Origin of the sequence: Actimicrobium sp. CCI2.3, from assembly GCF_035019065.1 — a bacterium.
Taxonomy (GTDB): domain Bacteria; phylum Pseudomonadota; class Gammaproteobacteria; order Burkholderiales; family Burkholderiaceae_D; genus Actimicrobium.
Genome location: NZ_JASJWR010000027.1, coordinates 1 through 22,626, shown reverse-complemented (window position 1 = coordinate 22,626; position 22,626 = coordinate 1). Strand labels below are relative to the sequence as shown.

Annotated in this window: 20 protein-coding genes; 6 read left to right on the top strand and 14 right to left on the bottom strand. The window is 55.7% G+C overall.

Annotated features, from left to right (window positions below; translation table 11 throughout):
• Positions 1 to 51: 51 nt before the first annotated feature.
• Positions 52 to 459: a heme-binding protein gene (locus tag QN370_RS15140; RefSeq protein WP_322127969.1), complete on the bottom strand. Its 408-nt coding sequence runs from the start codon at positions 457 to 459 to the stop codon at positions 52 to 54.
• A gap of 225 nt (positions 460 to 684) precedes the next feature.
• Here QN370_RS15140 and QN370_RS15135 point away from each other — a divergent pair, with 225 nt between their 5' ends.
• Positions 685 to 1,137 carry a C40 family peptidase gene (locus QN370_RS15135; RefSeq protein WP_322129160.1) on the top strand — a complete coding sequence of 151 codons (453 nt, stop codon included), beginning with the start codon at positions 685 to 687 and terminating at the stop codon, positions 1,135 to 1,137.
• Between the two features lie 115 nt (positions 1,138 to 1,252).
• Here QN370_RS15135 and QN370_RS15130 read toward each other — a convergent pair whose 3' ends face one another.
• A complete protein-coding gene (locus QN370_RS15130; RefSeq protein ID WP_322127970.1) occupies positions 1,253 to 2,155 on the bottom strand; it encodes a patatin-like phospholipase family protein in 903 nt (300 codons plus the stop codon).
• 119 nt (positions 2,156 to 2,274) lie between these two features.
• Between QN370_RS15130 and QN370_RS15125 the strand changes: the two genes are divergently transcribed.
• Positions 2,275 to 2,796, top strand: a complete 522-nt coding sequence (locus QN370_RS15125; protein WP_322127971.1) for a carboxymuconolactone decarboxylase family protein — start codon at positions 2,275 to 2,277, stop codon at positions 2,794 to 2,796.
• A 48-nt stretch (positions 2,797 to 2,844) separates the two neighbouring features.
• Here QN370_RS15125 and phoR read toward each other — a convergent pair whose 3' ends face one another.
• The 7 genes from phoR to pstS form a co-directional block, all read right to left on the bottom strand.
• Positions 2,845 to 4,137, bottom strand: coding sequence for a phosphate regulon sensor histidine kinase PhoR (gene phoR / locus QN370_RS15120; protein WP_322127972.1), 1,293 nt, complete (start codon positions 4,135 to 4,137; stop codon positions 2,845 to 2,847).
• A 9-nt stretch (positions 4,138 to 4,146) separates the two neighbouring features.
• A complete protein-coding gene (gene phoB / locus QN370_RS15115; RefSeq protein WP_322127973.1) occupies positions 4,147 to 4,836 on the bottom strand; it encodes a phosphate regulon transcriptional regulator PhoB in 690 nt (229 codons plus the stop codon).
• A gap of 9 nt (positions 4,837 to 4,845) precedes the next feature.
• Positions 4,846 to 5,547, bottom strand: a complete 702-nt coding sequence (gene phoU / locus QN370_RS15110) for a phosphate signaling complex protein PhoU (RefSeq protein WP_322127974.1) — start codon at positions 5,545 to 5,547, stop codon at positions 4,846 to 4,848.
• A gap of 51 nt (positions 5,548 to 5,598) precedes the next feature.
• Positions 5,599 to 6,378, bottom strand: coding sequence for a phosphate ABC transporter ATP-binding protein PstB (pstB, locus tag QN370_RS15105; RefSeq protein ID WP_322127975.1), 780 nt, complete (start codon positions 6,376 to 6,378; stop codon positions 5,599 to 5,601).
• A 5-nt stretch (positions 6,379 to 6,383) separates the two neighbouring features.
• On the bottom strand, positions 6,384 to 7,241 hold the full coding sequence (gene pstA / locus QN370_RS15100) for a phosphate ABC transporter permease PstA (protein ID WP_322127976.1): 858 nt from the start codon (positions 7,239 to 7,241) through the stop codon (positions 6,384 to 6,386).
• A complete protein-coding gene (gene pstC / locus QN370_RS15095) occupies positions 7,241 to 8,269 on the bottom strand; it encodes a phosphate ABC transporter permease subunit PstC (protein WP_322127977.1) in 1,029 nt (342 codons plus the stop codon). Before pstC ends, pstA begins: the two co-directional genes overlap by 1 nt.
• 85 nt (positions 8,270 to 8,354) lie before the next feature.
• A complete protein-coding gene (pstS, locus tag QN370_RS15090) occupies positions 8,355 to 9,398 on the bottom strand; it encodes a phosphate ABC transporter substrate-binding protein PstS (protein WP_322127978.1) in 1,044 nt (347 codons plus the stop codon).
• 178 nt (positions 9,399 to 9,576) lie between these two features.
• Here pstS and ppk1 point away from each other — a divergent pair, with 178 nt between their 5' ends.
• Together ppk1 and QN370_RS15080 are read left to right on the top strand one after the other, a co-directional pair.
• Positions 9,577 to 11,709 (top strand): polyphosphate kinase 1, encoded by a 2,133-nt coding sequence (gene ppk1 / locus QN370_RS15085; RefSeq protein WP_322127979.1) that lies wholly within the window; start codon positions 9,577 to 9,579, stop codon positions 11,707 to 11,709.
• Positions 11,710 to 11,714: 5 nt separating this feature from the next.
• A complete protein-coding gene (locus tag QN370_RS15080) occupies positions 11,715 to 12,173 on the top strand; it encodes a SixA phosphatase family protein (RefSeq protein WP_322127980.1) in 459 nt (152 codons plus the stop codon).
• Here the strand turns inward: QN370_RS15080 and upp are convergent, their stop codons facing one another.
• From upp to QN370_RS20715, 4 genes are all read right to left on the bottom strand, one after another.
• The gene (gene upp / locus QN370_RS15075) at positions 12,174 to 12,827 is read right to left on the bottom strand and encodes a uracil phosphoribosyltransferase (protein WP_322127981.1); all 654 of its coding nucleotides are present in this window, start codon (positions 12,825 to 12,827) and stop codon (positions 12,174 to 12,176) included. It abuts the gene before it with no gap.
• A 2-nt stretch (positions 12,828 to 12,829) separates the two neighbouring features.
• Complete coding sequence (locus QN370_RS15070; RefSeq protein ID WP_322127982.1) at positions 12,830 to 14,314, bottom strand: NCS1 family nucleobase:cation symporter-1; 1,485 nt, start codon at positions 14,312 to 14,314, stop codon at positions 12,830 to 12,832.
• Between the two features lie 63 nt (positions 14,315 to 14,377).
• Positions 14,378 to 15,610, bottom strand: a complete 1,233-nt coding sequence (locus QN370_RS15065) for a DUF445 domain-containing protein (protein WP_322127983.1) — start codon at positions 15,608 to 15,610, stop codon at positions 14,378 to 14,380.
• Between the two features lie 1,195 nt (positions 15,611 to 16,805).
• Entirely contained in the window at positions 16,806 to 16,922 is a 117-nt protein-coding gene (locus QN370_RS20715) for a twin-arginine translocation signal domain-containing protein (protein ID WP_416347709.1), read from the bottom strand.
• A gap of 28 nt (positions 16,923 to 16,950) precedes the next feature.
• Here QN370_RS20715 and QN370_RS15060 point away from each other — a divergent pair, with 28 nt between their 5' ends.
• Together QN370_RS15060 and QN370_RS15055 are read left to right on the top strand one after the other, a co-directional pair.
• Positions 16,951 to 19,539 carry a hypothetical protein gene (locus tag QN370_RS15060; protein ID WP_416172151.1) on the top strand — a complete coding sequence of 863 codons (2,589 nt, stop codon included), beginning with the start codon at positions 16,951 to 16,953 and terminating at the stop codon, positions 19,537 to 19,539.
• Between the two features lie 191 nt (positions 19,540 to 19,730).
• Complete coding sequence (locus QN370_RS15055; protein ID WP_322127986.1) at positions 19,731 to 21,191, top strand: sigma 54-interacting transcriptional regulator; 1,461 nt, start codon at positions 19,731 to 19,733, stop codon at positions 21,189 to 21,191.
• 101 nt (positions 21,192 to 21,292) lie between these two features.
• Here the strand turns inward: QN370_RS15055 and QN370_RS15050 are convergent, their stop codons facing one another.
• Positions 21,293 to 22,444, bottom strand: a complete 1,152-nt coding sequence (locus QN370_RS15050; protein ID WP_322127987.1) for a Fic family protein — start codon at positions 22,442 to 22,444, stop codon at positions 21,293 to 21,295.
• Positions 22,445 to 22,626 lie beyond the last annotated feature (182 nt).

Below are 22,626 nucleotides of genomic sequence, written 5' to 3'. Positions count from 1 at the left end.
AAAACGCCGGCGAGCAAGATTTTCTCGCCGGACCGGACCACGCGTCCGGTATTAGCCCAGCAGTGCGGCAATCCCTGCCTTGGCGACTTGCGCATCTTCCGACGACTTGACACCGGAGACACCGACCGCACCGAGACATTGACCGTCAATCATGATCGGTACGCCGCCTTCGAGCATGCCTTCGAGTTTTGGTGCCGTGATGAACGACATCCGGCCATTGTTGATCATGTCTTCGTAAATCTTCGATTCGCGACGACCCAGTGCTGCGGTACGGGCCTTGGCCGGAGCGATATCAGCCGAAATCGGTGCGGTACCATCGAGACGCTGGAACGACAGCAAGTGACCACCATCATCGACAATCGCAATGGCGACAGCCCAGTTATTGGCAACGGCTTCAGCTTCAGCAGCAGCGGCAATTTTTTTGACATCAACGAGGGACAATATTTGCTTGGATTGCATCACAACTCCGGAAGGAAAAAAGAGAACCGATTGTACGATAGACCGCCCGGGCAAATCAGATCGGAGAGGAATAACTTTTGACAGGTTTTGATGATTCGGTTACCTTCAAATCTCGAAAAAAAACCGCGCCCAATTTTGACGACAACCAGCCCTTTCCGCCGAGTCTTCCGCCATGTCGTCGCCAGCGTCCTGTTCGCTGCCGCCTGCGCATCCTCCACGAACGGCTTGGCTGCCGATATTTCCGAACCACCAAAAAACGTCGCCTTGGCTCGTCTGCAAACCCTGAGTAACCGGGCGTCCGAACTGGCAATGAGTGCACTGGGCCTGATCGGCATCCGCTACCGCATGGGTGGCAACACCGCAGAAAGCGGACTTGATTGCAGCGGTCTGGTGCGATTGGTGTTTCAGGAAGCGTGGGGCGAGACATTGCCCCGTACCTCCGAAGAAATCAGCCGGGTCGGCGAAAAAGTAGAGAGCCATGACATGCAACCCGGTGACCTCGTGTTCTACAACACCTTGCGTCGCGGCTTCTCGCACGTTGGCATCTACCTTGGCGATAACAAGTTCATCCATTCGCCGTCAGCCGGCGGCCAGGTTCGGGTCGAGAGCATGGATCTCGGTTACTGGAAAAGTCGCTTCAATGGCGCACGCCGCATCAGCGATCCCGAACATCCCTGAACGAACACTGAATCAATGACGAGGCCGCATCACTTACGATGCGGCTTTTTTCCAGGCCGTATCACTTACGATGCGGCTTTTTTCCAGGCCGCATCACTTACGATGCGGCTTTTTATTACTCGCGCCTGGCCCGCAACTTTTCCCGCAGTTCGGGCAGCATCAACGTGGTGGCTTGTTCACCAGCCAGAATCGCCAGATTACGACCGGCGAAATCGTTGCCTTTCATGCTGCCCAATTTCGGCACGATCACGACATCGGCATCCTTGAGTTCAACCCGGTTGATGCTCTGGCCCATGATCGCAAAGGTCTGCAATACGACATCAACCGAACTGAGTGCTGCCTGCACATCCGGCTGGGTAGAAATATTGACTGCGATGACAAAATCAGCGCCCATCTCGCGTGCAAATCGTACCGGGACCGGCGACACCAGACCGCCATCGACATACGCATGGTCACCAATACGTACCGGCTGGAATACACCCGGCACGGCTGACGAAGCACGCACGGCCAGCCCGGCATTGCCTCTCCTGAACAGGATGGGCAAGCCGCTATTGAGGTCGGCTGCAACGGCACCAAAAGGGAGTTTGAATTTTTCAATCGGCAGATTGCCCACTGACTTGTTGACGTAGTTCTGCAGCGCCTCGCCCTTGAAGACGCCGCTGGCCTTCGCAAACAGCGGCACGCTCCAGTCGGAAATCGCCGCCTCGTCCATCTCGAGCGCCATTTTTTGTAACGCGTAGCCATTGTTTCCTGCCGCGTACAGCGCACCGACCAGACTGCCGGCGCTGGTGCCGACGACAATATCAGGAAAAATACCTTGCGCCTCCAGCGCCTTGATGACGCCGATGTGTGCAAAGCCACGGGCTGCGCCGCCGCCCAGCGCCAGCCCGATCCGCACCGGTCGCTGTGGTCTGGGCTGAGCAATCGGCGCAACGGGCGTGGCCGGCACGGACAGACAACCACCCAGTAACAAGGCCGTAGCGAGCAAGGCAAGACGAGTCGACAAATCGAAAGACATGAATTAATTGTAGGCAATAGATGATGAGGCGGCGATCATACTGCGAAAGCAGTCTGATTATTTCGATACACAAACAATGTCACACTCTGTGGCTTCTTCACTCACCAGGAAAACCGACCATGGCACGCCTCCCCTACGCTGATCCAACCCATCCTGACATCGCCAGGCAAGCGGCCCAGATCGCTGCCGAACGCGGCGGCAGCGTCATCAACTTGTACAAGATGCTATTGCAAAGTCCGCCGCTGGCCGATGGCTGGCGCCAGTTGCTCACGGCGATCCGCCAGCAATGCATTTTGTCGGCACGCTATCGCGAACTGGCCATCATGCGGATTGCCGTGCTCAACGAAGCCGATTACGAATTTGCCCAGCACGTGCCGTTTGCACTCAAGGAGGGTTACACCGATGCGCAACTCGCGGCCTTGAAAACCGCCGGTTATCGTGATCACTTCGATGCGCTGGACCTGCAAGTGATCGACTATACCGATGCGATGACGACCTCGATCCGCGTGCCGCAAGCCGTGTTCGATGCCGTGAAGGCCAACTTCAGCGATCGCGAAATGGTTGAACTGACCGCCACCATTGCGGCTTACAACATGGTGTCGCGGTTTCTGGAAGCACTGCAACTCGATCACGATCAGTAAGTTCTCACCTGGCACGCAGGGCAGGTCCGTAGCCAGTCCGGCAATGCGTTACTGATTGACTGCGCTAGCCGGAAACCTGACCTTGAACAAGCTACCCTGCCCTGGCGTCGATTCGATCGCCAGCACGGCAGCATGGCGCAGCAGCACGTGCTTGACAATGGCCAGACCAAGTCCGGTTCCCTTGGTCTCGCGCGAACGACTTTTATCGACGCGATAAAAACGCTCGGTCAGGCGCGAAATATGTTCCGGAAGGATGCCGATGCCGCTGTCCTGTACCGCAAATACCGGACCGGTGACACCCTTTTGCCAACTGATCGCAATCGTGCCGCCGGCCGGCGTGTAACGCACGGCATTCGATGCGAGATTGCTGAAGGCGCTACGCAACTCATCCGTGCTGCCACGGACATCCGGCCCGTCGATATCGAGTGTAATGACATGATTGCCGGCCGATAGCGCCTCGACCTCCTGACGGATATGTTCCATCAGACTGTGTATGTCGACACGCTCGGGCCGCATCGGGAATTCAACCGATTCGAGTCGGGTCAGGGTCAGCATGTCTTCGACCAGATTTTGCATGCGCAGTCCCTGCTCGGTCATCAGCGTGAGGTGCGACGTGCGGGTGCGGGCATCGAGATTGGGCTGCATCAATGCGATCTCGAGGAAGCCGTTGATCACCGTCAATGGCGTACGCAATTCATGCGAGGCGTTGGCGATGAAATCGCGCCGCATCATTTCGATCCGGTCCGTCTCGGTCGCGTCATGCGTGACCAGAATCTGGCGTCGATTTTCAAACGGAATGATCTGCATGATCAGCTTGCGGTCTTTCAGTGCCAGCGTCAGCGGCTGCTCGTAGCGACCGAGGATGATGTAATCCATGAAGTCCGGATTACGGATCAGGTTGGTCACCCGCATGCCTTTGTCACGCTCGTTCTGCAAACCGAGATGCCGTTCGGCTGCCGGGTTGCACCACTCCAGAAACAGCACGTCATCCATGATGACCACCCCATCGGGCAACAGCGTCATGGCCTGACGAAAACGTGCCAGCCATTCGATCAGCTCGATCTGATGTTTTTCATCGCTGCGACGTAACCGGTACAGGCGCGAAAACACATCGGTCCAGGAACCCCAGCCGTCGGGCAGCTTGGCGCTGTCGGGATGATCGAGCCAGACATTGAGGAGTTGCAGGTAACTAATCTGGATGCCAAGGATCGCGCACAGTACAACAATGCAGACGACCAGCCCGACAACATGCCCAAAAAAATAACCCAGCACGCCCGACACCAAAAACACGCCGACTATCCGCAATACCGCGGGCACCCAGAAGAGCAACTGTGGATTCATGGCCGGACTTTATTTTTCTGAAAGCATGTAGCCCACGCTACGGACGGTGCGGATCAGATGCTCCGCCTCTTTCAGTGCCTTGCGCAAGCGCAGCACATGGACATCCACGGTCCGTTCTTCGATGACCGCGTGGTCGCCCCAGACCTTATCGAGCAACTGGGTGCGACTGAACACCCGGTCAGGGTGCGCCAGAAAAAATTTCAGCAACTTGAATTCGGCATGACCGATCTCGATTTTCTGATCGGACAGGCTCACGCTGCAACTGATCGGATCTAGCGTCACCGGACCGGCCTTCATCATGCTCTGTGCATGCTCGGGACTCTTGCGCCGCAGTAGCGCCTTGATCCGGGCTGTCAGTTCACGCGGTGAAAATGGCTTGGTCACGTAATCATCGGCCCCATTGTCGAGGCCGGCGATCTTGTCTTCTTCCATGGTCTTGGCCGTCAGCATGATCACAGGAATCGCTTGCAACTGGCGATCACTGCGGATGCGCGACAGCAATCGCAAGCCACTCTGATCCGGCAGCATCCAGTCCAGCAGGATCAAATGCGGCGTGCGCCGCTGGATGTACTCCCAGGCCTCCGCAGTCGTATTGACCGCCATCGTGTTCCAACCGGCGTCGCGTAACGTATAGCTGACTAGTTCGACAATGGAAGGTTCGTCTTCAACGATCAGGATGGTGGTTTTATCGACTGCCATAGGGTCTGCTTAGTCTTCCAGTTTGGCCGAAGCTGCATAGTCGGTGTGACGGATATCCTTGCCCTCGACGATGTAGATCACATATTCGGCGATGTTCTTGGCATGGTCACCGATACGCTCGATGGCCTTGGCCACCCACAACGTATCGAGTGCCGATGAAATCGTGCGCGGGTCTTCCATCATGAACGTGATCAGGCTGCGCATGATCGAGCGGAATTCATGGTCGATTACCGCATCCTGCGCAATCAGGCGCAACGCCTGCTTGGCATCGAGACGCGCAAACGCATCGAGTGCATCGTGCAACATGTCAGCGGCGCTGGTGGCGATCACACGCACAGTCTCGTAGTGGTTGATCGACATCGTGCCGCGCTCGTGCAGGTTTGCAGCGGTGCGGGCAATTTTGCTGGCTTCATCACCGATACGCTCGAGGTCGGTAATGACCTTGACCGTCGCCATCACGGTACGCAAGTCATTGGCGGCAGGCTGACGGCGCACGATCAATTGACTGCAGGTTTCATCGAGCTGGACTTCGAGCTTGTTGACGTTTTCATCGGACTTGATCACGGCAAAGGACAGTGACACATTACCGGTGCGAAACGACACCATCGCATCGCGCAACTGGCTTTCAACCAGTCCGCCCATCAGCAGTACTTTCGACCGGATCGATTCGAGATCAAGGTCGTATTGTTTGGAAGAGTGTTCGCCTGTCATAAGAATTGTCCTGATCTGATTCGCTAGGTGATTAGTAAGGGGCGGGTTGTGTTAGCCGAAACGGCCGGTAATGTAATCCTGCGTTTCTTTTTTGGCAGGATTCATGAAAATCTGGTCCGTCTCGCCATACTCGACCAATTCACCCAGATACATGTAGGCGGTGAAGTCGGAGCAGCGTGCCGCTTGCTGCATGTTGTGCGTGACGATTGTGATCGTGTAATCGAGCTTGAGTTCACTGATGAGCTCTTCAATCTTCGCGGTCGAAATCGGATCGAGTGCCGAGGTTGGTTCATCGAGCAGCAGCACATCGGGTTTGACGGCAACGCCGCGTGCGATACACAAGCGCTGCTGCTGTCCACCGGAAAGGCTCAGACCGCTCTTGTTGAGTTTGTCTTTGACTTCGACCCACAGCGCAGCCTTGTTCAACGCCCACTCTACCCGCTCGTCCATCTCGCCTTTTGGCAGGTTTTCGTACAAGCGCACACCGAATGCGATGTTGTCGTAGATCGACATCGGAAACGGCGTCGGCTTCTGGAACACCATGCCGACCTTGGCACGCAAGGCGTTGACGTCCTGATCGGCATCGAGGATGTTCTTGCCGCGATAGATAATCTGGCCTTCGGCGCGCTGGCCGGGATACAGGTCATACATCCGGTTGAGCGTGCGCAGCAGCGTCGATTTGCCACAACCGGACGGACCGATGAAGGCGGTGACTTTTTTCTCGTGAATATTGAGGTTGATGTTTTTCAGGCCCTGGAACGTGCAGTAGAAAAAGTTCAGGTCGGAGATCGCGATAGTCGGCTTCTTGTCCGCAGGATGGTTATTGATCATGGAAGTCAGCTCTTGATTTTTTGGTTGAAGACGGTGCGCGACAGAATATTCAGGCCCAGCACGGTGAAGGTCACCAGCAACGCCCCTGCCCACGCCAGCGAACGCCAGTTTTCATAAGGGCTCATCGCAAACTGGTAAATCACCACGGGCAAATTGGCCATCGGGGCGTTCATATCGGAACTGAAAAACTGGTTATTGAGCGCGGTGAACAGCAACGGCGCTGTCTCTCCGGAAATGCGCGCCAGTGCCAGCAACGCACCCGTCATCACGCCGGCCTTGACCGCACGCAGACGGACGAAGGTCGCAACTTTCCAGCGCGGCGCACCGAGGGCAAACGCTGCCTCGAGCAAGCTGTTCGGTACCAGCTTGAGCATGTTGTCGGTCGTCCGCACAATCACCGGTACCGCGATCAGCGAGATTGCAAACGTTCCTGCCCACCCCGAAAAATGTCGCACGTTGGCGACGTAAATCGCATAGATGAACAGACCGATCACGATCGATGGTGCCGACAGCATGATGTCAGTCACGAAGCGCGTGACCTGCGCAAACCAGCTCCGATCACCGTACTCGGACAAATAAATACCGGCCAGTATGCCAATCGGCGTGCTGATCAGGGTAGAGAGACCGACCATCAACAGGCTGCCGATAATCGGATTCATCAGGCCGCCGCCTTCGCTTCCTGGCGCTGGCGTGGTCTCCGTGAACATGGACATGCTGACGGCACCGAAACCCTTGACGATCAGCGTGAATAAAATCCACATCAGGAAAAACAAGCCGATCGCCATGGCGATGAAAGACAAGGTGATGCCGACGCGATGTATCCACAGCCGCTTGCGATAAATCGGGTTCATTGGGCTATCCATTATTTGACACCTTCCTTGCTTTCCATACTTGCCAGCATGACTTTGGCCGCACCCAACACGATAAACGTGATCGCAAACAGGATCAGGCCAAGCGCGTACAGCGATGACACATGCAATGTGGTCTGTGCTTCAGCAAACTCGTTGGCCAGCGTCGACGCAATACTGTTACCGGCAGCAAACAAGGACCATGACAACTTGTGGGCATTGCCGATCACGAACGTCACTGCAAGGGTTTCACCAAGTGCGCGTCCCAGACCCAGCATTACGCCACCGACGACACCCGCCTTGGTGTAAGGCAGCACCACTTTGCGGACCACTTCCCACTTGGTGCAGCCAAGCGCGTAAGCCGATTCCTTCAGAACGTCAGGCACCACTTCAAAAACATCGCGCATCACCGACGCAATGAAAGGAATGATCATCACCGCCAGGATCAGCCCCGCAGTGAGGATACCGATCCCCATTTGCGGACCACTGAATAGCACGCCAACCACTGGTAACGTGCCTAGCGTGGAAGCCAGAGCAGGCTGCACATAGTCAGCAAACAGTGGCGCAAAAATAAACAGCCCCCACATGCCGTAGATGATGCTCGGCACACCGGCCAGCAACTCGACCGCCGAACCGAGCGGACCGCGCAACCACGACGGACAGATTTCAGTGAGAAACAGGGCGATCCCGAAGCTGATCGGGAAGGCAATCATCAACGCAATGAAGGAAGTCGACAAAGTACCGACAATGGCGATCATTGCGCCGTATTTATCATTCACCGGGTCCCACTCGACAGTGGTGATGAAGCCCAGTCCAAATTCGTGAAATGCAGGCCAGGCACCGATGGCCAGTGACCCGATAATACCGGCCAGCACCGCCAACACGCTAAATGCAAAGCCGAACGTAATCTTGTGAAACAGGTAGTCTTGCCAACGCTGCTTGCGCATTGTCGACGACATTTTCTTGGCGTCGAGCGCGGCTGATGCTGCGCTCTGCTCCGGTTCGGTAACCGGCAAAGGCAGGGATGGATTGTGTGCGCTCATGGATGCAGTATTCAATATGCACTGCTCCCGGGGGGCAAAATAGCCAACCGGGAGCAGCGCTTGTTATACCAAAGTCAGTTGGTAGTTACCAGATTGCCTTGCCTGACGGATCTTTCAACTCTGCTTTCCAGGACGCTTCAACCAGCTTGACGACCGCAGCAGGCATCGCGACGTAGTCAAGTTCGGAAGCCATTTCGCCGCCGTTCTTGTAAGCCCAGTCAAAGAATTTCAAGACTTCTGCACCCTTGGCTGCATCGGCTTGTGCTTTGTACATCAGGATGAACGAGGCACCCGTGATCGGCCAGCTTGATTTGCCAGCCTGATTGGTCAGCAAGACAGCGAAGCCAGGAGTCTTGGACCATTCGGCACCAGCAGCAGCCGCCTTGAAACTGTCGTCGTCAGGTTGCACGAACTGGCCATCCTTGTTCTTCAGTCCGGTGTGGGACATCTTGTTTTTCTTGGCATACGCGTACTCGACATAACCGATCGAGTTCTTGATACGCTGAACGTTGGCGGCGACGCCTTCGTTACCCTTGCCGCCCACACCGACTGGCCATTTGACCGCAGTTCCGGCGCCGACGGTCGTCTTCCACTCAGCATTGACTTTCGACAAGTAATCGCTGAACAGGAACGACGTACCGGAGCCATCGGCACGGTGAACGACGGTGATCTCTGCGTCTGGCAGTTTCACGCCTGGATTGAGCGCGGTGATTTCAGCGGCATTCCACTTGGTGATCTTGCCCATGTAAATACCTGCCAGCACATCGCCGGTCAGCTTCATCTGACCAGCAGCAACGCCTTCGAGATTGACGATTGGAACGACACCGCCCATGATGACCGGGAACTGTACCAGACCAGATTCATCGAGTTCTGCGGCTGTCAACGGCATGTCGGAAGCACCGAAGTCAACAGTCTTTGCTTTGATCTGCTTGATACCACCACCGGAACCGATGGACTGGTAGTTCAATCCATTGCCAGAAATCTTTTTGTAAGACTCGGCCCATTTGGAATAGATAGGATAAGGGAAGGTTGCACCAGCACCAGTCATATCGACGGCTACTGCGCTCGACATCACCATTGCTGTACCAGCGGCAAGTAGTAATGATTTGATGATTTTATTTAATTGCATGAACGACTCCTCAGTTGGCATCAGTTGACCAGCCGAACTGTAACTACCAAATATGACAGGTTTATGACACCATGGAAAAGCATGTCATACAAAATTTGGTACAGTGCGCCCGTCATTAACTTGTCATGCGGCATGCTTATAATCGCGACCAATTGAAATACACAACAACTCACATCAGATGATCACGCCACCCAAACCAGAAACCAAAACCACTGACACCAAAACAGCCCCGATAACGCAGCCGGTTGTCGCGGTTGGTCCGCTGTTACTGAATCGGGAATTATCCCAACTGGCGTTCAATCGGCGAGTTCTGGCGCAAGCCGAAGACAAAACTGTGCCGCTGCTCGAGCGCCTGCGCTATTTATGTATTGCCAGTAGCAATCTGGACGAGTTTTTTGAAGTGCGCATTGCCAGCCTGCTGGCCAAAAGCCGGCTCGACGGTGACATCAAGGAACCGGCGACGCTGAGCAACGCGCTGGAACTGACCAGCACCGAATGCCATGCCATCGTCGAACGCCAATACGAGGTACTGAACAACTCCGTCTTGCCAGAGCTGTCCGCGCAAGGTATCCACCTGTTGCGCGACCAGGATCGCAATGAAGCCCAGCGCGCCTGGGTCAAAGCCTATTTCGACCGTGAGGTGCGCCCGCTGCTGACACCAATCGGGCTCGATCCGGCCCACCCCTTCCCGCAAGTGGTCAACAAAAGCCTTAATTTTATTGTTGAACTATCCGGCAAGGATGCGTTTGGTCGCGGCACGGCGATTGCGATCCTGCGCGCCCCGCGCGTCCTGCCACGGGTGATCCGCTTGCCCGATGAATTGTCGACCAACGGCGGCGTGTCGTTTTGCCTGCTGTCGTCGGTGATCCATGCACACATTACTGACCTGTTCACCGGCCGGCAAGTCATCGCGTATTCGCAGTTCCGCGTCACACGCGACAGTGACTTGTGGGTCGATGAAGACGAAGTCAAAAACTTGCGTCAAGCCTTGCAGGGCGAATTGCAGGTACGCCAGTTCGGCGTTGCGGTCCGTCTCGAAGTCGCAAAAAATTGTCCCGATCACCTGGCCCAGCTGTTGCTCGACCAGTTCATGATTTCGCGCAATCGGCTTTATGCGGTTGCCGGCCCGGTCAACATGGTGCGGCTGTCGGAACTGATCAATCTGGTCGAGCGTCCCGAATTGCGCTTCCCGACTTTCACGCCGCAATATCCGGTGCAACTGGCCAACGGCGATATTTTTGCGACACTAAAAAAGCAGGACGTCCTTCTGCACCATCCGTTCCAGTCATTCCAGCCGGTCGTCGACTTCGTGCGCAGTGCCGCACTCGATCCGAACGTGCTGGCGATCAAGCAGACCATTTACCGCACCGGCATGAATTCCGATCTGATGGAATCGCTGATCCTGGCGGCGCGACGCGGCAAGGAAGTCACCGTCATCGTCGAACTGATGGCACGTTTTGATGAAGAAGCCAACATCAACTGGGCCGACAAGCTTGAGCGTGCCGGTGCGCAGGTAGTTTATGGGATCGTGGGCTTGAAGACCCATGCCAAGCTGGCGCTGGTACTGCGCCGCGAAGAAGGTCAGTTACGCTACTACGCCCACCTCGGCACCGGCAATTACCATCCGACCACCACCAAGATCTATACCGATTTCGGCCTGCTGACCGCCAACACTGCGCTGGCCATCGAGGTCAATGAAATCTTCATCCATCTGACCAGCCTGACCAAACCGAAAAAACTCAGCAACTTGTGGCTGGCGCCCTTCGCGTTGCAAAAAGAGTTCATTCGGGCGATCCGCAATGAAGCAGCCATTGCCCGCGCTGGCCGCCCTGGTCGCATCATCGCCAAGATGAATGCCTTGCTCGATGAATCGGTGATCAATGCGTTGTACGCGGCCTCGGCCGATGGCGTAAAAATTGACCTGATCATACGGGGCGCGTGCGCGCTGCGTCCTGGCGTTGCCGGCCTGTCGGAAAACATCCGGGTGCGCTCTATCATCGGTCGCTTCCTGGAGCACACCCGCATCTATTATTTCCGCAACGATCTCGCCCACGATGTGTTCCTGTCGAGCGCCGACTGGATGAACCGCAACCTGTTCCGACGCATCGAAGTGGCCTTTCCGGTGCTCGATCGCCTCCTGAAAAAACGCATCATCGCCGAAGGCCTCAACCCCTACCTGAAAGACAATACCCATAGCTGGGAACTCGATGGCGAGGGTCAGTATCACAAGCGCAAGCAACGCGCGAAACAGGCGAAGTTCAGTGCGCAGGCCTACCTGATGAACCTGGTTACCAAACCGGACAGCGAGTAATCCCGATGGATTTAATTTTATGGCGCCACGCAGAAGCCGAGATCGGCGAGCCCGACGAGGATCGCAGACTGACCGCCAAAGGACACAAACAAGCCGCCAGAATGGCTGACTGGCTTGATCGTGTTCTGCCCAACGGATGCAAGATCCTCGTCAGCCCGTCGATGCGCACGCGCCAGACCGCGCAAGCACTGGATCGCAAATTCAAGATTCATCCTGGCCTGGCCCAGGATGCGACGACAGCCAGCCTGCTGGCTGCAGCCAACTGGCCCGAGAGCCGCGAACCGGTCGTGCTGGTCGGTCATCAGCCATCACTGGGGCAACTCGCCGCCCTGCTGGTGTCCGGTACCGAACAGAACTGGACTATCCGCAAGGGCAATATCTGGTGGATCGCGCAGCGCGAACGCGATGATATCAACACGCCTTTTCTGCGCGCGGTCATGACGCCGGATTTACTGGTCAAATAATTAGCGGGTACCAAAAATCCGGTCACCGGCATCACCGAGGCCAGGCAAGATGTAAGCATGGTCGTCAAGACGATCGTCGAGCGATGCCACATACAGCTTGACGCCCGGATGCGCCGCCTGAAATACAGTCACCCCTTCAGGTGCGGCCACCAGTGCCAGGAAAATAATCTGCGCATCCACTACCCCGCGATTTTTGAGCACGTTGACGGCATACACGGCCGAATTCCCGGTCGCCACCATCGGATCACACAGGATAAACGTGCGCTCGGCCAGATCCGGCAGGCGCACCAGATACTCGACCGGCAAGTGGGAAGCGGGGTCGCGGTAGACGCCGATATGACCGACGCGCGCTGACGGAATCAGATCCAGCAAGCCGTCACTCATGCCAATGCCGGCACGCAGCACCGGCACGACCGCCAGCTTGCGTCCGGCGATGACTGGCGCGTCCATCGTCTGCATTGGTGTCTCGATACGGCGGGTGGTGAGTGGCAAGTCGCGGGTAATTTCATAGCCCATCAACAGCGTGATCTCGCGCAGCAACTCGCGAAAGGTACGAGTCGACGTGTCTTTCTCGCGCATGTGGCTGAGCTTGTGCTGGATCAGCGGATGGGTCAGCACGAACAGATTCGGAAAACGCGGGTCCTGGATATGCATGGTCATGCTCCTTTCAAAGGGCCATTATCGTGTGTCAGTGCGGGCGGGCTCATGCGCATCAGCAAGAAATACACCACCGATGAAATGCCCAGGCCAACAAACCAGGCGTAGGTATAGAGCGTCTCGAAGACCGGTGCAATGCCGCTGATGAAACCGGCTGCGGCCAGGAATCCCGGTAAATTCGGCAACACGCCGATGATCAGCGCGACCACTGCCCGCCAGTTCCATCCCGAGCGGTAGCTGTAGATTCCGTTGGCGTCAAACAGCGCATCATGATCCAGCTCGGTCTTGCGAATCACGAAATAATCAACCAGCATGATGCCGGCGACCGGTCCGAGCAAGGCACCGTAGCCGATCAGCCAGGTAAAGATATAGCCTTTGGTGGTCTCCAGTATTTTCCATGGAAACATCGCCAGCCCGATCGCTGCCGTGATGTAGCCGCCCATCCTGAATGAAATTTTACTCGGTGCCAGATTGGAAAAATCATACGCCGGCGAGACCACATTAGCCGCCAGATTGGTCGTGATAGTCGCAATGATCAGCGCAATCAGCGCCAGCACCACCGAGATGCCGCCCATCTTGCCAGTCAGAACAACCGGGTCCCAGATCGCTTCGCCATAAATCACCACCGTCGCCGACGTCACCAGCACCGCCACCAGCGCCAGCAAACCCATCGGCACCGGCAAGCCGATCGCCTGACCCAGCGCCTGATCACGCTGGCTGCGCGCAAAGCGCGTGAAATCCGGGATATTCAACGCCAGCGTCGCCCAGTAACCGACCATCGCCGTCAGGGATGGCCAGAACACCAGCCAGAATTGGCCGGCACGCTTGCCGCCGTCGACGAATTGCGACGGTGCCGCCAGCATCGGTCCGAAACCGCCCGCCTTGGCATAAGCCCACCAGACCAGCGCAATGCCGGACAACAGCAGCAACGGCGCGGCCGCCGTTTCCATCCAGCGAATCGAATCGGTCCCCTTGGTAATGAAATAAATATGCAGCGCCCAGAACAGCAAAAAACAAAACAGCTGCCCGCCGCTAATGCCCAGCAACGGCAGCGCATTGCCTTGCAACGCGTTGCCGCTGATGACGTTGAGAATCGTATAGATCGCCTGCCCGCCCAGCCAGGTCTGGATGCCAAACCAGCCGCAGGCAACGATGGCGCGCAAAATGGCCGGCAGTTGCGCACCGCGTACGCCGAACGACGAGCGTGCCAGCACCGGGTACGGAATCCCATGCTTGGTGCCGGCATGACCGACCAGCACCATCGGCACCAGCACGATCAGATTGCCCAGAAAAACCGTCAGCACCGCTTGCCACCAGTTCATGCCCTCGGTCATCAGGCCGGAGGCCAGCATGTAGGCCGGCACGGACACGGCCATCGAGACCCAGAGCGCGGCGTAATGGGTTGCCGTCCAGGTCCGTTGGGCCGGGCTGGTCGGTTCGAGATCGGCGTTCCACAGGGGATTGGTAGCGGTGCGATTGGACATGAAAAGTGCCGGTGAAGAAGACGGCGCTCATGGTAGTTGATCGCCGGCCTTCCGTGCGACGAATTACAACATCAATGCTACCGAGTGCAGGATTAACCCGACCAGCCCGCCGACGACCGTGCCATTGATCCGGATGAACTGCAGATCACGACCGACGTACTGCTCGAACTTGCGCGAGACAGTCTCGCCATCCCACTGCCGGATCACCCGTTCGACCAATGACGCGATGGTGCCACGACGCTTGACCACGGCGTCCGCCGCAAACGTGCGCAGCCAGTCATTGAGTTTCACGCGCACCGCGTTGTCGCTCGCCAGTGCCGCACTGACCGCCTGCAGCGCCTGCGCCAGACCGGCAGTAATACGCGAATCGGTCGCCGTGACATCATCGAGCAGACGCTGGCGCAAATCATGCCAAATCTGGTCGACGTAGTTGCGAAACACCGGATGCTGCAAACCACTTTGCACCAGCGCCGCCATGCGCACTTCATAGTCGTCAGAGACCCGCAATTGCGCCACCAAGTCTTCAACCGACTCCTGGAAACGTTCACGCCACTGGCTTTCCGGCTGCTTCATTTCTTCCAGCACCTGCTGCAAACCATTGAGCAATCGCTCGAAAAACTGGTCATCGAAGACGCGTGGCATCCAGCGCGGGCTGTTGTCATGGATTTTCTGGCGAATGAAATCCTGGTTCTTTTCCAGCGCGCCAGCCACCATCACCAGCAAATGATCGAACAATTCCTGATGCCGCCGGTCCGCCACCAGGATCGTCAGCATATCGGCCAGCAAGGGTGCAAAGCGCACGTGCTCCACCAACCGGTCAATCCGGCCGTGGATAAAGCGGCGGATATCGTCGTCCTCGACCAGTCGCAGGACCGTTGGCAACCCCTCCGACAATTGCTGCGCGACGGCCTCGCTATTGGCCGGCACGGCCAGCCAGCGCGACGCCGCACCGGCAAAATCGATCCGTCCGAATTCGGCACTGACAACCGCCTGTGTCATGAAATTGTTTTCGAGGAAAGCGGCAATGCTCACGCCAATCCGGTCCTTGTTCTTCTGGATGATCGCGGTATGCGGGATCGGCAACCCGAGCGGATGACGGAACAGCGCCGACACCGCAAACCAGTCGGCCAGCGCACCCACCAGGGCGGCTTCGGCAAAGGCGCGGACAAACCCCAGTGCCGGGTGCAGCAGTTCGTACTTGCGTGCCAGCACGAACACCACGGCCATCAGCACCAGCAAGCCAGTAGCAATGCGACGCATTTTATTGAGAGGAGCAAGCGGATCGGTTTCGGACATGGGCGGGGAACCTTGATGAGAAAGACAACGGGCCGCAACAGACGGACAACGACACGATACAACGACTCGGCAGACATGGAACCAACGGCGGGCAGTTGCTACTCATCACGCATTCGGACTTCAACTGACGCGCGACTGTGTTGATTGAGGTGTCCTTTGATTACCACTTGCAGGGATGTGCCATGTCTTATCCAAAAATTCTACGACCCCGCCTTCATCAAGCCCGTGAGATTGACGAATTAAAGAAACCTTTGATTACCAATCCGAAAAATTCCCCTGTTGCGGATAAATACGTAGCCGCAGAGAGAAAACAAAAAAAATCTCAAATCAGGGAATACAAAAAAAAATCATTATCGAAACTGTCAAAACAAAATTATCTGGCACGCTATGGCGTGGGCATAGGTAGCTTCCGCATCAACGCCATATTAAATAAATCGAAGATTACGGGACAATTAAAACTTTTTTTTTATACCTATCAGACAAAAGATCAAAATATAGGACGTGTTGCTCGCAAAGAAAAAGTAATTGGCAAACTGGGTGAAGATCGCATTAACTATTCGAGAGCAATCCCCGATAGCGAATTTCAACCGCGTCACATCGGCAGAGATAAACCGAAATTACCGGCTGAATTACAATATCAAGTAAATAATATAAACCAACTGGATGGACACGAATATAAAAATAAATTTTTAAATAGAATGCACTGGGAGAAATCCGAGGAAATACCCAATTATATCCAACTCGCTGATCCAAACGACGATCCGGAATTGCTTAAAAAACTGAGCGGGATCAGTAACGAGTTGAACAAGAAATTAAAGACCAAAGCAGAAGTTGAGGCCGAAGCAAAAATAAAGGCGGGAGCCAAAGCCACAAATCCACGGATTCCAGAAAAAGCCCCACTGGCAACGAACTACATGTTGATGCTCTCGTTTGCCATACACAGCGCTTGCAAAGACGAATTCAATACTACTGCAGGAGAAGAAAAGGACAGAATTTCACAGGAGACTATTTGTGGTGCACTGGATCACTTGACAAAGTTGCCGCTTTTGGGATCGGTCCTTGCTGACAAGGACCGATTTCATGGCACGAATTCCCTGGAGGTCAAGCTTGCCTGGCGTATTGCCTACAAAATGGCCGCGACGCCGATGGGCTTCGACATGCTAAAAAAACTTAATACGGCACAAAGTGAAACGCACTATACCAATCCAACATCGTCTTCGCTCCCGGAGGGTGCCATCAAGGAGCAAATAGCGACTGCTGCAGCGGAAGTCGCACGGCAAAAACGTAAAAATTTGCGCCGCGACGAAAACATTCGTCTATTCATGCAAGGCGCAGACGCCATGCTTCAGGAAGAAAATCCAGAAAAACTGGGCAGTACCGACCCGACCTCGCTACTACTCTTTAGCAAAAGCAAAGATCGGGGGCGTGAATCTCGACCCAACGCACTCCTTATCCACGCGCTACCGGGACTGCAAAGGATATTGGAAGAAAACGAACAGGACAGTGCCCCTGAACCGAAAGCTGACTCGTTAGACACGGTGGAGGTTAGCCTCGGTGGCAGCAAGCCACATCAGCCCTTGTGGGCCGCTAATGCACTGCGAAACGGATTTTTTACCGATGCGGGAGGCTCGCCATTTGACAAGGCCAATCAACGCCTGGAAAAAGTAGCGTTGCAAGTGACCCGCGGATTAAGAAATCAGAACCATGCAGAAACAGAGGGTGATAGACAGGTTCTGAAGCTTGTCGAGCAAAAAGAAGTGACACCTGTCTTGCCGAGAATGTTTAAACGCAATAGAGGAAAGACGCCGTTTAATCGAAGTGTGAAAATTGATATTGCTGCAAACAGCATCTTGTTGCAGCGTGAAAAAATGATCGCCGCATTACGATTACTCGATAAAATATTATTAAATAAACTGCCTGCCGGCCTTGCAGATGAGAGCGGTTTTAACGGCGATAAATTTGAAGGCATCAAAAATAATGAATTCGTATTAAGAAAAATCGCTCAGATTATTTATATTCGAGCTGCAGGAACTGTTAACCTTTCCGAGATTCTTGATGGCCGTGCACTGCCGAATAGCATCGCAAAAAAATTGTATACGGACGAATACCTTCAAGATCTGATGAGGCTCGAATCAATCTCCGCAGCCGATACAGAAAGTAATTTTAATAAACTAAAATACTATATTACAAAAATTGTAAAAACCCCATTAACACCAGAAACTCTCAAGGGTTTTTTTGAGGACGTTGATACAGCCAACGTATCCGGCATCCCACCCATTGATAGCGACAAGAATACGGCCGAGACAAACAATATCAAGGACATTCCGGATTTGGAAAATATCAAGTCCATGAGTCCGAAGCAATGTGTCGATGCCTTTGAACGTGCAAAAAATCACCTCATCAATGGATATGATGCCAAAGACAAAGAAATTGTTCTAGACCCGCTCCTAACCCGTTCTGTTATTGCGGAATATCTCAATAAACAAATACAACGGATGCGACTGGCCACGTCCATCAAGTTCAGCGATGGTGCTTCTGCCGGAGGCGGGATAGCGGGACTGACTGCTGTCGTTGCCCGATTTTTTTGGGGAGGAGTATTCGGAGGACGCGCGAACTTCAGTTATCGGCGATCTCGCATTGCAACGATGGAAATTGGCGTGAGCACCGCCAGCGGATTTGCCCGATTCGGAACCGAAACCAACCATATCAACCGCATCGGCGCGGGTGCCTCGGTCGGCTGGTCGCTCGCCAAATTCAGGAACCTGACCGTGGGTGCGGGTGGCTATGTCGATGGCAAGCTGATCAATGATCCGGGCTCATTTACTGGCGTCACATTGCGACTGGACCGGCTGGGGGCAGATATTACCGGACGTGAAGGCCAGATTCCCGGCGTACCCGGTGATGCAAACATGATGGTTGATCTTGGCAACGTCGTTGAACAGGTCATCATGGGACGCAAAACACACGGCAAGTTGCTGGAAGAACTGCTTGAAGAGACGCCACACCTTTCCGTGTGCTGGGTGGGCGAGGGAGATAGTACGACGCGGGATCAAGGCCACATCGTGCAAGGCGGTGCGCTGCTTGGTGCCTTTGTCAAGGGCGTAGGTGTTGGGTCGGCAGCGACCCTCGCGCGAACCCGGAAATATCAGAAACAGGAATACGAAGAACAAACCGGTGCACTCCGATCACGCGGCATTGTTGAAGGAGAACGGTCCAGCCTCTCCGGACAAGTTACCGCACTTGGCGCAACCAATCTGGCGACGCTCAGCGGGCAATCGATTCTCGCCAAAGAAACAGTCGCGATCGGCGAACTACTCGGTGCCGAATCAGAAATCTATCGCGACGGCACCAGGGAAGAAATACGGACGATCGAACATCATGGCGAACTGCAGCCGCGCAGCTACAAGCTGATCATCCACGCCAACGCGGAAGGGTTCGCCAGCAGTGTCGAACCGAACCTTGAGGAATGGGCGCAACGTTTCGTCCAGGTCAAGGAACACAAAAATTATTCCTATAACGACCACGACATTGCCAGCGATCCCGACATCGTAGAGAGACAATTGAAGGCAACGAAAGAACAAGCGGGCGTCGTGCGGGACCTGATCCAGGAAATGCGGGAAACCGCCGATCCGAATACCAGCTATATCGAATTTCTGGAAATTGAAGAAGCCACAACCATTCAGATCAACCGCTATCGAAGCATGGCGAAGATGGCCGGACTTGCCGGTGCAGCTGGGAATAAGGATCGAGAAATCCTGGAAGAAGCTGCCGAACGGTTGCTCAAAGACCCAAAAAGTTATGTCCGGCGCTTTCTTTATAGCAGCACGACCAGGGTAGCCGATGAGGGTCGCCAGTTTAACTTTCTCGGCAGCTTTTCCTCGACGAGCTCGGTCGCTGAAACCGTCATACGTAACGGCTACTCGGGATAACGCCTCACTGGAAACGTCGGCAAACCAACAGGTATGCGGATGTTTCCTGATAGTACTATGAAGACTTGTGACCATAAGTTACCCTAATAAAACCGCTTTTTACGTCGCGTCATCGGGATAGTTGATCGAGCAGAAGTTCTCGACTGACAACCCGACAACGACCGCGGACATTGTTTTCAAGAGGCTTACTCATGGCACTTTTTCATCCTTCCTTATTGTTGTGTATCGAGCCGGCACCGCTGCTTGAGCGCGTGTTGCGAGTTGCTCAAGCGATGGCGGTTCGACTCAAGCAGATTCCGATCACCGAAGTGGCGCAGGAAATCGCCTTGCGTCCGGCTGTCCGTATTCTGGTTTGCCAGAACGATACACAATTTGACAAGGTCATCGAGCAATGCGGTCGCATTGGCGCATCGACCCAGCAAAAACTGGTGCGCCTGGTCGACGGCAATGATTACGCCACCTGCGTGGCGACCGCCAGCGTGTGCAAAGCCATCAGCATTCCCGCTACCGACAGCCGTCTGCGGGAAGTCCTGCAGCAATTGCTGGAATTTTCTGCCATCGCTGGAGACGAGCTGCCGCACCCCGATGAGATCGCCCCCGCGCCGCATCATCACAGCAACAATACGTTGCCACCCCAGCCTGCTGGCTCAGCCAGCGGCGCACCGGTCATCGCCGATATCAACCATGAAATTTACGCCACGGCGCGCCGCATCGCCGCCACCGATGTCGATATCGTGCTGGTCGGCGAAACCGGCACCGGCAAGGATTGGCTGGCCCATTACATCCATGATTACTCCGGTTCGCAAGGACCGTTCGTGGCAGTCAACTGCCCTGCCATTCCCGAGACCCTCGCGGAAGCCGAATTGTTCGGCGTCGATGCCGGTGCCTACACCGGTGCCACCAAAAGCCGCCCCGGACGTATCGAGTCCGCCAATGGCGGCACGCTCTACCTCGATGAAATCGACAGCATGGCGCTGACCTTGCAGGCCAAGTTGCTACGCGTCCTGCAGGATCGCGGCGTGGAGCGCGTCGGTTCTACGGCGTTCCGGCAACTCAGTTTTCGGGTCATCGTCTCGACCAAGGTGCCACTGGCGAAACTGGTCGAGGAAGGCAAGTTTCGCACCGACCTGTATTACCGCCTCAGTGTGGTCGAACTGGCGCTGCCGGTGTTGCGCTCTCAACCGGCGCGTGCGCTCGACCTGTTCTGGCGCTACGTGGATCATGCGGCGCGACAATTCAAATTGCCACCGGGTGCCAACGTCAATCCCTGTATCGAAGCACAAATCCTGTCGCATGGCTGGGACGGCAACATCCGCGAATTGCGTGCGGCGGCGCAGCGATATGCGCTGGGCTTTCCGGCCATCGGCGGTGATACGGAAAAGCAGCATGGCGGCTCGCTAAAGGATTTGATGCATCAGTTCGAGCGCACCTTGCTGGTAGCAACGCTGGAGCGCTGCAAGCGCAATGTGGCGCGTGCGGCAAAAGAACTCGGCGTTGAACCGCATGTCCTGTACTACAAGTTAAAGACACTCGACATCCACAACGTCGGACGCGGCGAGCTCGACAGCCACACCGCGGAGCCAAGGCTGGGCTTGCTGGGAATCGAGTCGGACACCACGCAGGGCAAAAAAGGCAAGCGCGAGGCGCGCTGATACCGGACAAGCCGTACATCAACATGCGTAGAACATCGCAACAGCATCTACGAATCTCCCGCAGTGGCACCATCCTGCAAAGGCCGCGATCGGCGGCCCTATCAGTTTTCCCGATTGGTTGATCCTGACTCCCGGTCATCCACGTTCAATGCATAGCTAGTGCTGCGCCCACCCGCCCCGGACTTGCTCAACATGCCGCGCGCAAGCAGGTCGCTGATGTCGCGCAATGCCGTGTCCGGCGAGCACTTCGCGATGGCTGCCCATTTGCTGCTGGTGAGCTTGCCATCGAATCCGTCGAGCAGCCGATTGACCAGTTTGACTTGCCGTTCGTTGAGCATTGCGGTGGACCAGCGCTGCCAGAAACGGGTTCTGGTCAGCACCGTGTCGAGGGTGCGCTGGGCTTCATCGATTGCCCGGTGCAAGGTGGTCAGGAACCAGGCTAGCCACGCGGTCACATCGAGACTGCCCTTTTGCGTCTTTTCGAGGATGGTGTAGTAGGCCTTGCGGTCACGCTGGATTTGCGCTGACAGGCTATAAAAGCGTTGCGGACTGGCATCGGCACGGGCCAGGAACAAGTCGCCGATGGCACGGGCTATGCGGCCGTTGCCATCGTCGAACGGGTGCAACGTGACGAACCACAAGTGCGCAAGGCCGGCCTTGATCAGTGGCGGCAAGGGTGAGCTGCCGTTGGCCCAGTCGAGGAATAATGTGCATTCTGCGTTGAGTCGTTCTGACGGCGGCGCTTCGTAGTGCACGCGCTGTCGCCCGATCGGGCCAGAGACAACCTGCATCGCGCCAGCGGCATCATCGCGCCAGCCACCGACCTTGATGCGCGACAGGCCCGAATATCCACCGGGAAAAAGCGCTGCATGCCAGCCAAACAGACGCTCACGCGTGAGCGCGGCGTGGCAATTACCTGTCGCGTCGAGCACCATGTCAACGACGCCTTCGACATGACGATCAACCGGAGCGAGGGCACCGATGTCGACACCCATGCGGCGCGCAATGGACGAACGTACCGAACCGGTATCGAGATGCTCTCCTTCGATTTCGCTGGTCTTGACCACGTCGTCGGTGAGCGTCGCCAAACTGGTCTGGTCGCGCAAGCCCACGCCAATATCGGCAAGTCGCCCCATCAACCGGCCTTGCGCATGACTGACATCAGCCAGGCCGTGAACCAGTTGCGCGAGGTCGACACGCCAGCGCGGCCAGTCGCTGGCTTGCCAGATATAAGTGGGATCGTCGGTTTTCATACAAGGAGTATCCGTGACAATCTCCGCATGGACAAGTTATTCTCCGCAAGATTTGCGGCGAATAAGGCGGGTATTCACCGCAACACGGGCACGCCGTCCTCCTAGCCTGAATTTTGCATAAAAAAGGGCAAGAATGCCGTAAGTGATTGATAAAATGTGAGTTATCGAGAAACACACTCATC

Excerpts from the sequence above, each read along its gene's own strand:
- QN370_RS15070 (WP_322127982.1), bottom strand. The coding sequence starts at position 14,314 with ATGTCCAATCGCACCGCTACCAATCCCCTGTGGAACGCCGATCTCGAA.
- upp (WP_322127981.1), bottom strand. The coding sequence starts at position 12,827 with ATGCATATCCAGGACCCGCGTTTTCCGAATCTGTTCGTGCTGACCCAT.
- pstA (WP_322127976.1), bottom strand. The coding sequence starts at position 7,241 with ATGGATAGCCCAATGAACCCGATTTATCGCAAGCGGCTGTGGATACAT.
- pstS (WP_322127978.1), bottom strand. The coding sequence starts at position 9,398 with ATGCAATTAAATAAAATCATCAAATCATTACTACTTGCCGCTGGTACA.
- QN370_RS15055 (WP_322127986.1), top strand. The coding sequence starts at position 19,731 with ATGGCACTTTTTCATCCTTCCTTATTGTTGTGTATCGAGCCGGCACCG.
- phoB (WP_322127973.1), bottom strand. The coding sequence starts at position 4,836 with ATGGCAGTCGATAAAACCACCATCCTGATCGTTGAAGACGAACCTTCC.
- ppk1 (WP_322127979.1), top strand. The coding sequence starts at position 9,577 with ATGATCACGCCACCCAAACCAGAAACCAAAACCACTGACACCAAAACA.
- QN370_RS15065 (WP_322127983.1), bottom strand. The coding sequence starts at position 15,610 with ATGTCCGAAACCGATCCGCTTGCTCCTCTCAATAAAATGCGTCGCATT.
- QN370_RS15050 (WP_322127987.1), bottom strand. The coding sequence starts at position 22,444 with ATGAAAACCGACGATCCCACTTATATCTGGCAAGCCAGCGACTGGCCG.
- pstC (WP_322127977.1), bottom strand. The coding sequence starts at position 8,269 with ATGAGCGCACACAATCCATCCCTGCCTTTGCCGGTTACCGAACCGGAG.
- QN370_RS20715 (WP_416347709.1), bottom strand. The coding sequence starts at position 16,922 with ATGTTTTCGTCGCGGCGCAAATTTTTACGTTTTTGCCGTGCGACTTCC.
- pstB (WP_322127975.1), bottom strand. The coding sequence starts at position 6,378 with ATGATCAATAACCATCCTGCGGACAAGAAGCCGACTATCGCGATCTCC.
- QN370_RS15125 (WP_322127971.1), top strand. The coding sequence starts at position 2,275 with ATGGCACGCCTCCCCTACGCTGATCCAACCCATCCTGACATCGCCAGG.
- QN370_RS15130 (WP_322127970.1), bottom strand. The coding sequence starts at position 2,155 with ATGTCTTTCGATTTGTCGACTCGTCTTGCCTTGCTCGCTACGGCCTTG.
- QN370_RS15080 (WP_322127980.1), top strand. The coding sequence starts at position 11,715 with ATGGATTTAATTTTATGGCGCCACGCAGAAGCCGAGATCGGCGAGCCC.
- QN370_RS15140 (WP_322127969.1), bottom strand. The coding sequence starts at position 459 with ATGCAATCCAAGCAAATATTGTCCCTCGTTGATGTCAAAAAAATTGCC.
- phoR (WP_322127972.1), bottom strand. The coding sequence starts at position 4,137 with ATGAATCCACAGTTGCTCTTCTGGGTGCCCGCGGTATTGCGGATAGTC.
- QN370_RS15060 (WP_416172151.1), top strand. The coding sequence starts at position 16,951 with ATGCTTCAGGAAGAAAATCCAGAAAAACTGGGCAGTACCGACCCGACC.
- phoU (WP_322127974.1), bottom strand. The coding sequence starts at position 5,547 with ATGACAGGCGAACACTCTTCCAAACAATACGACCTTGATCTCGAATCG.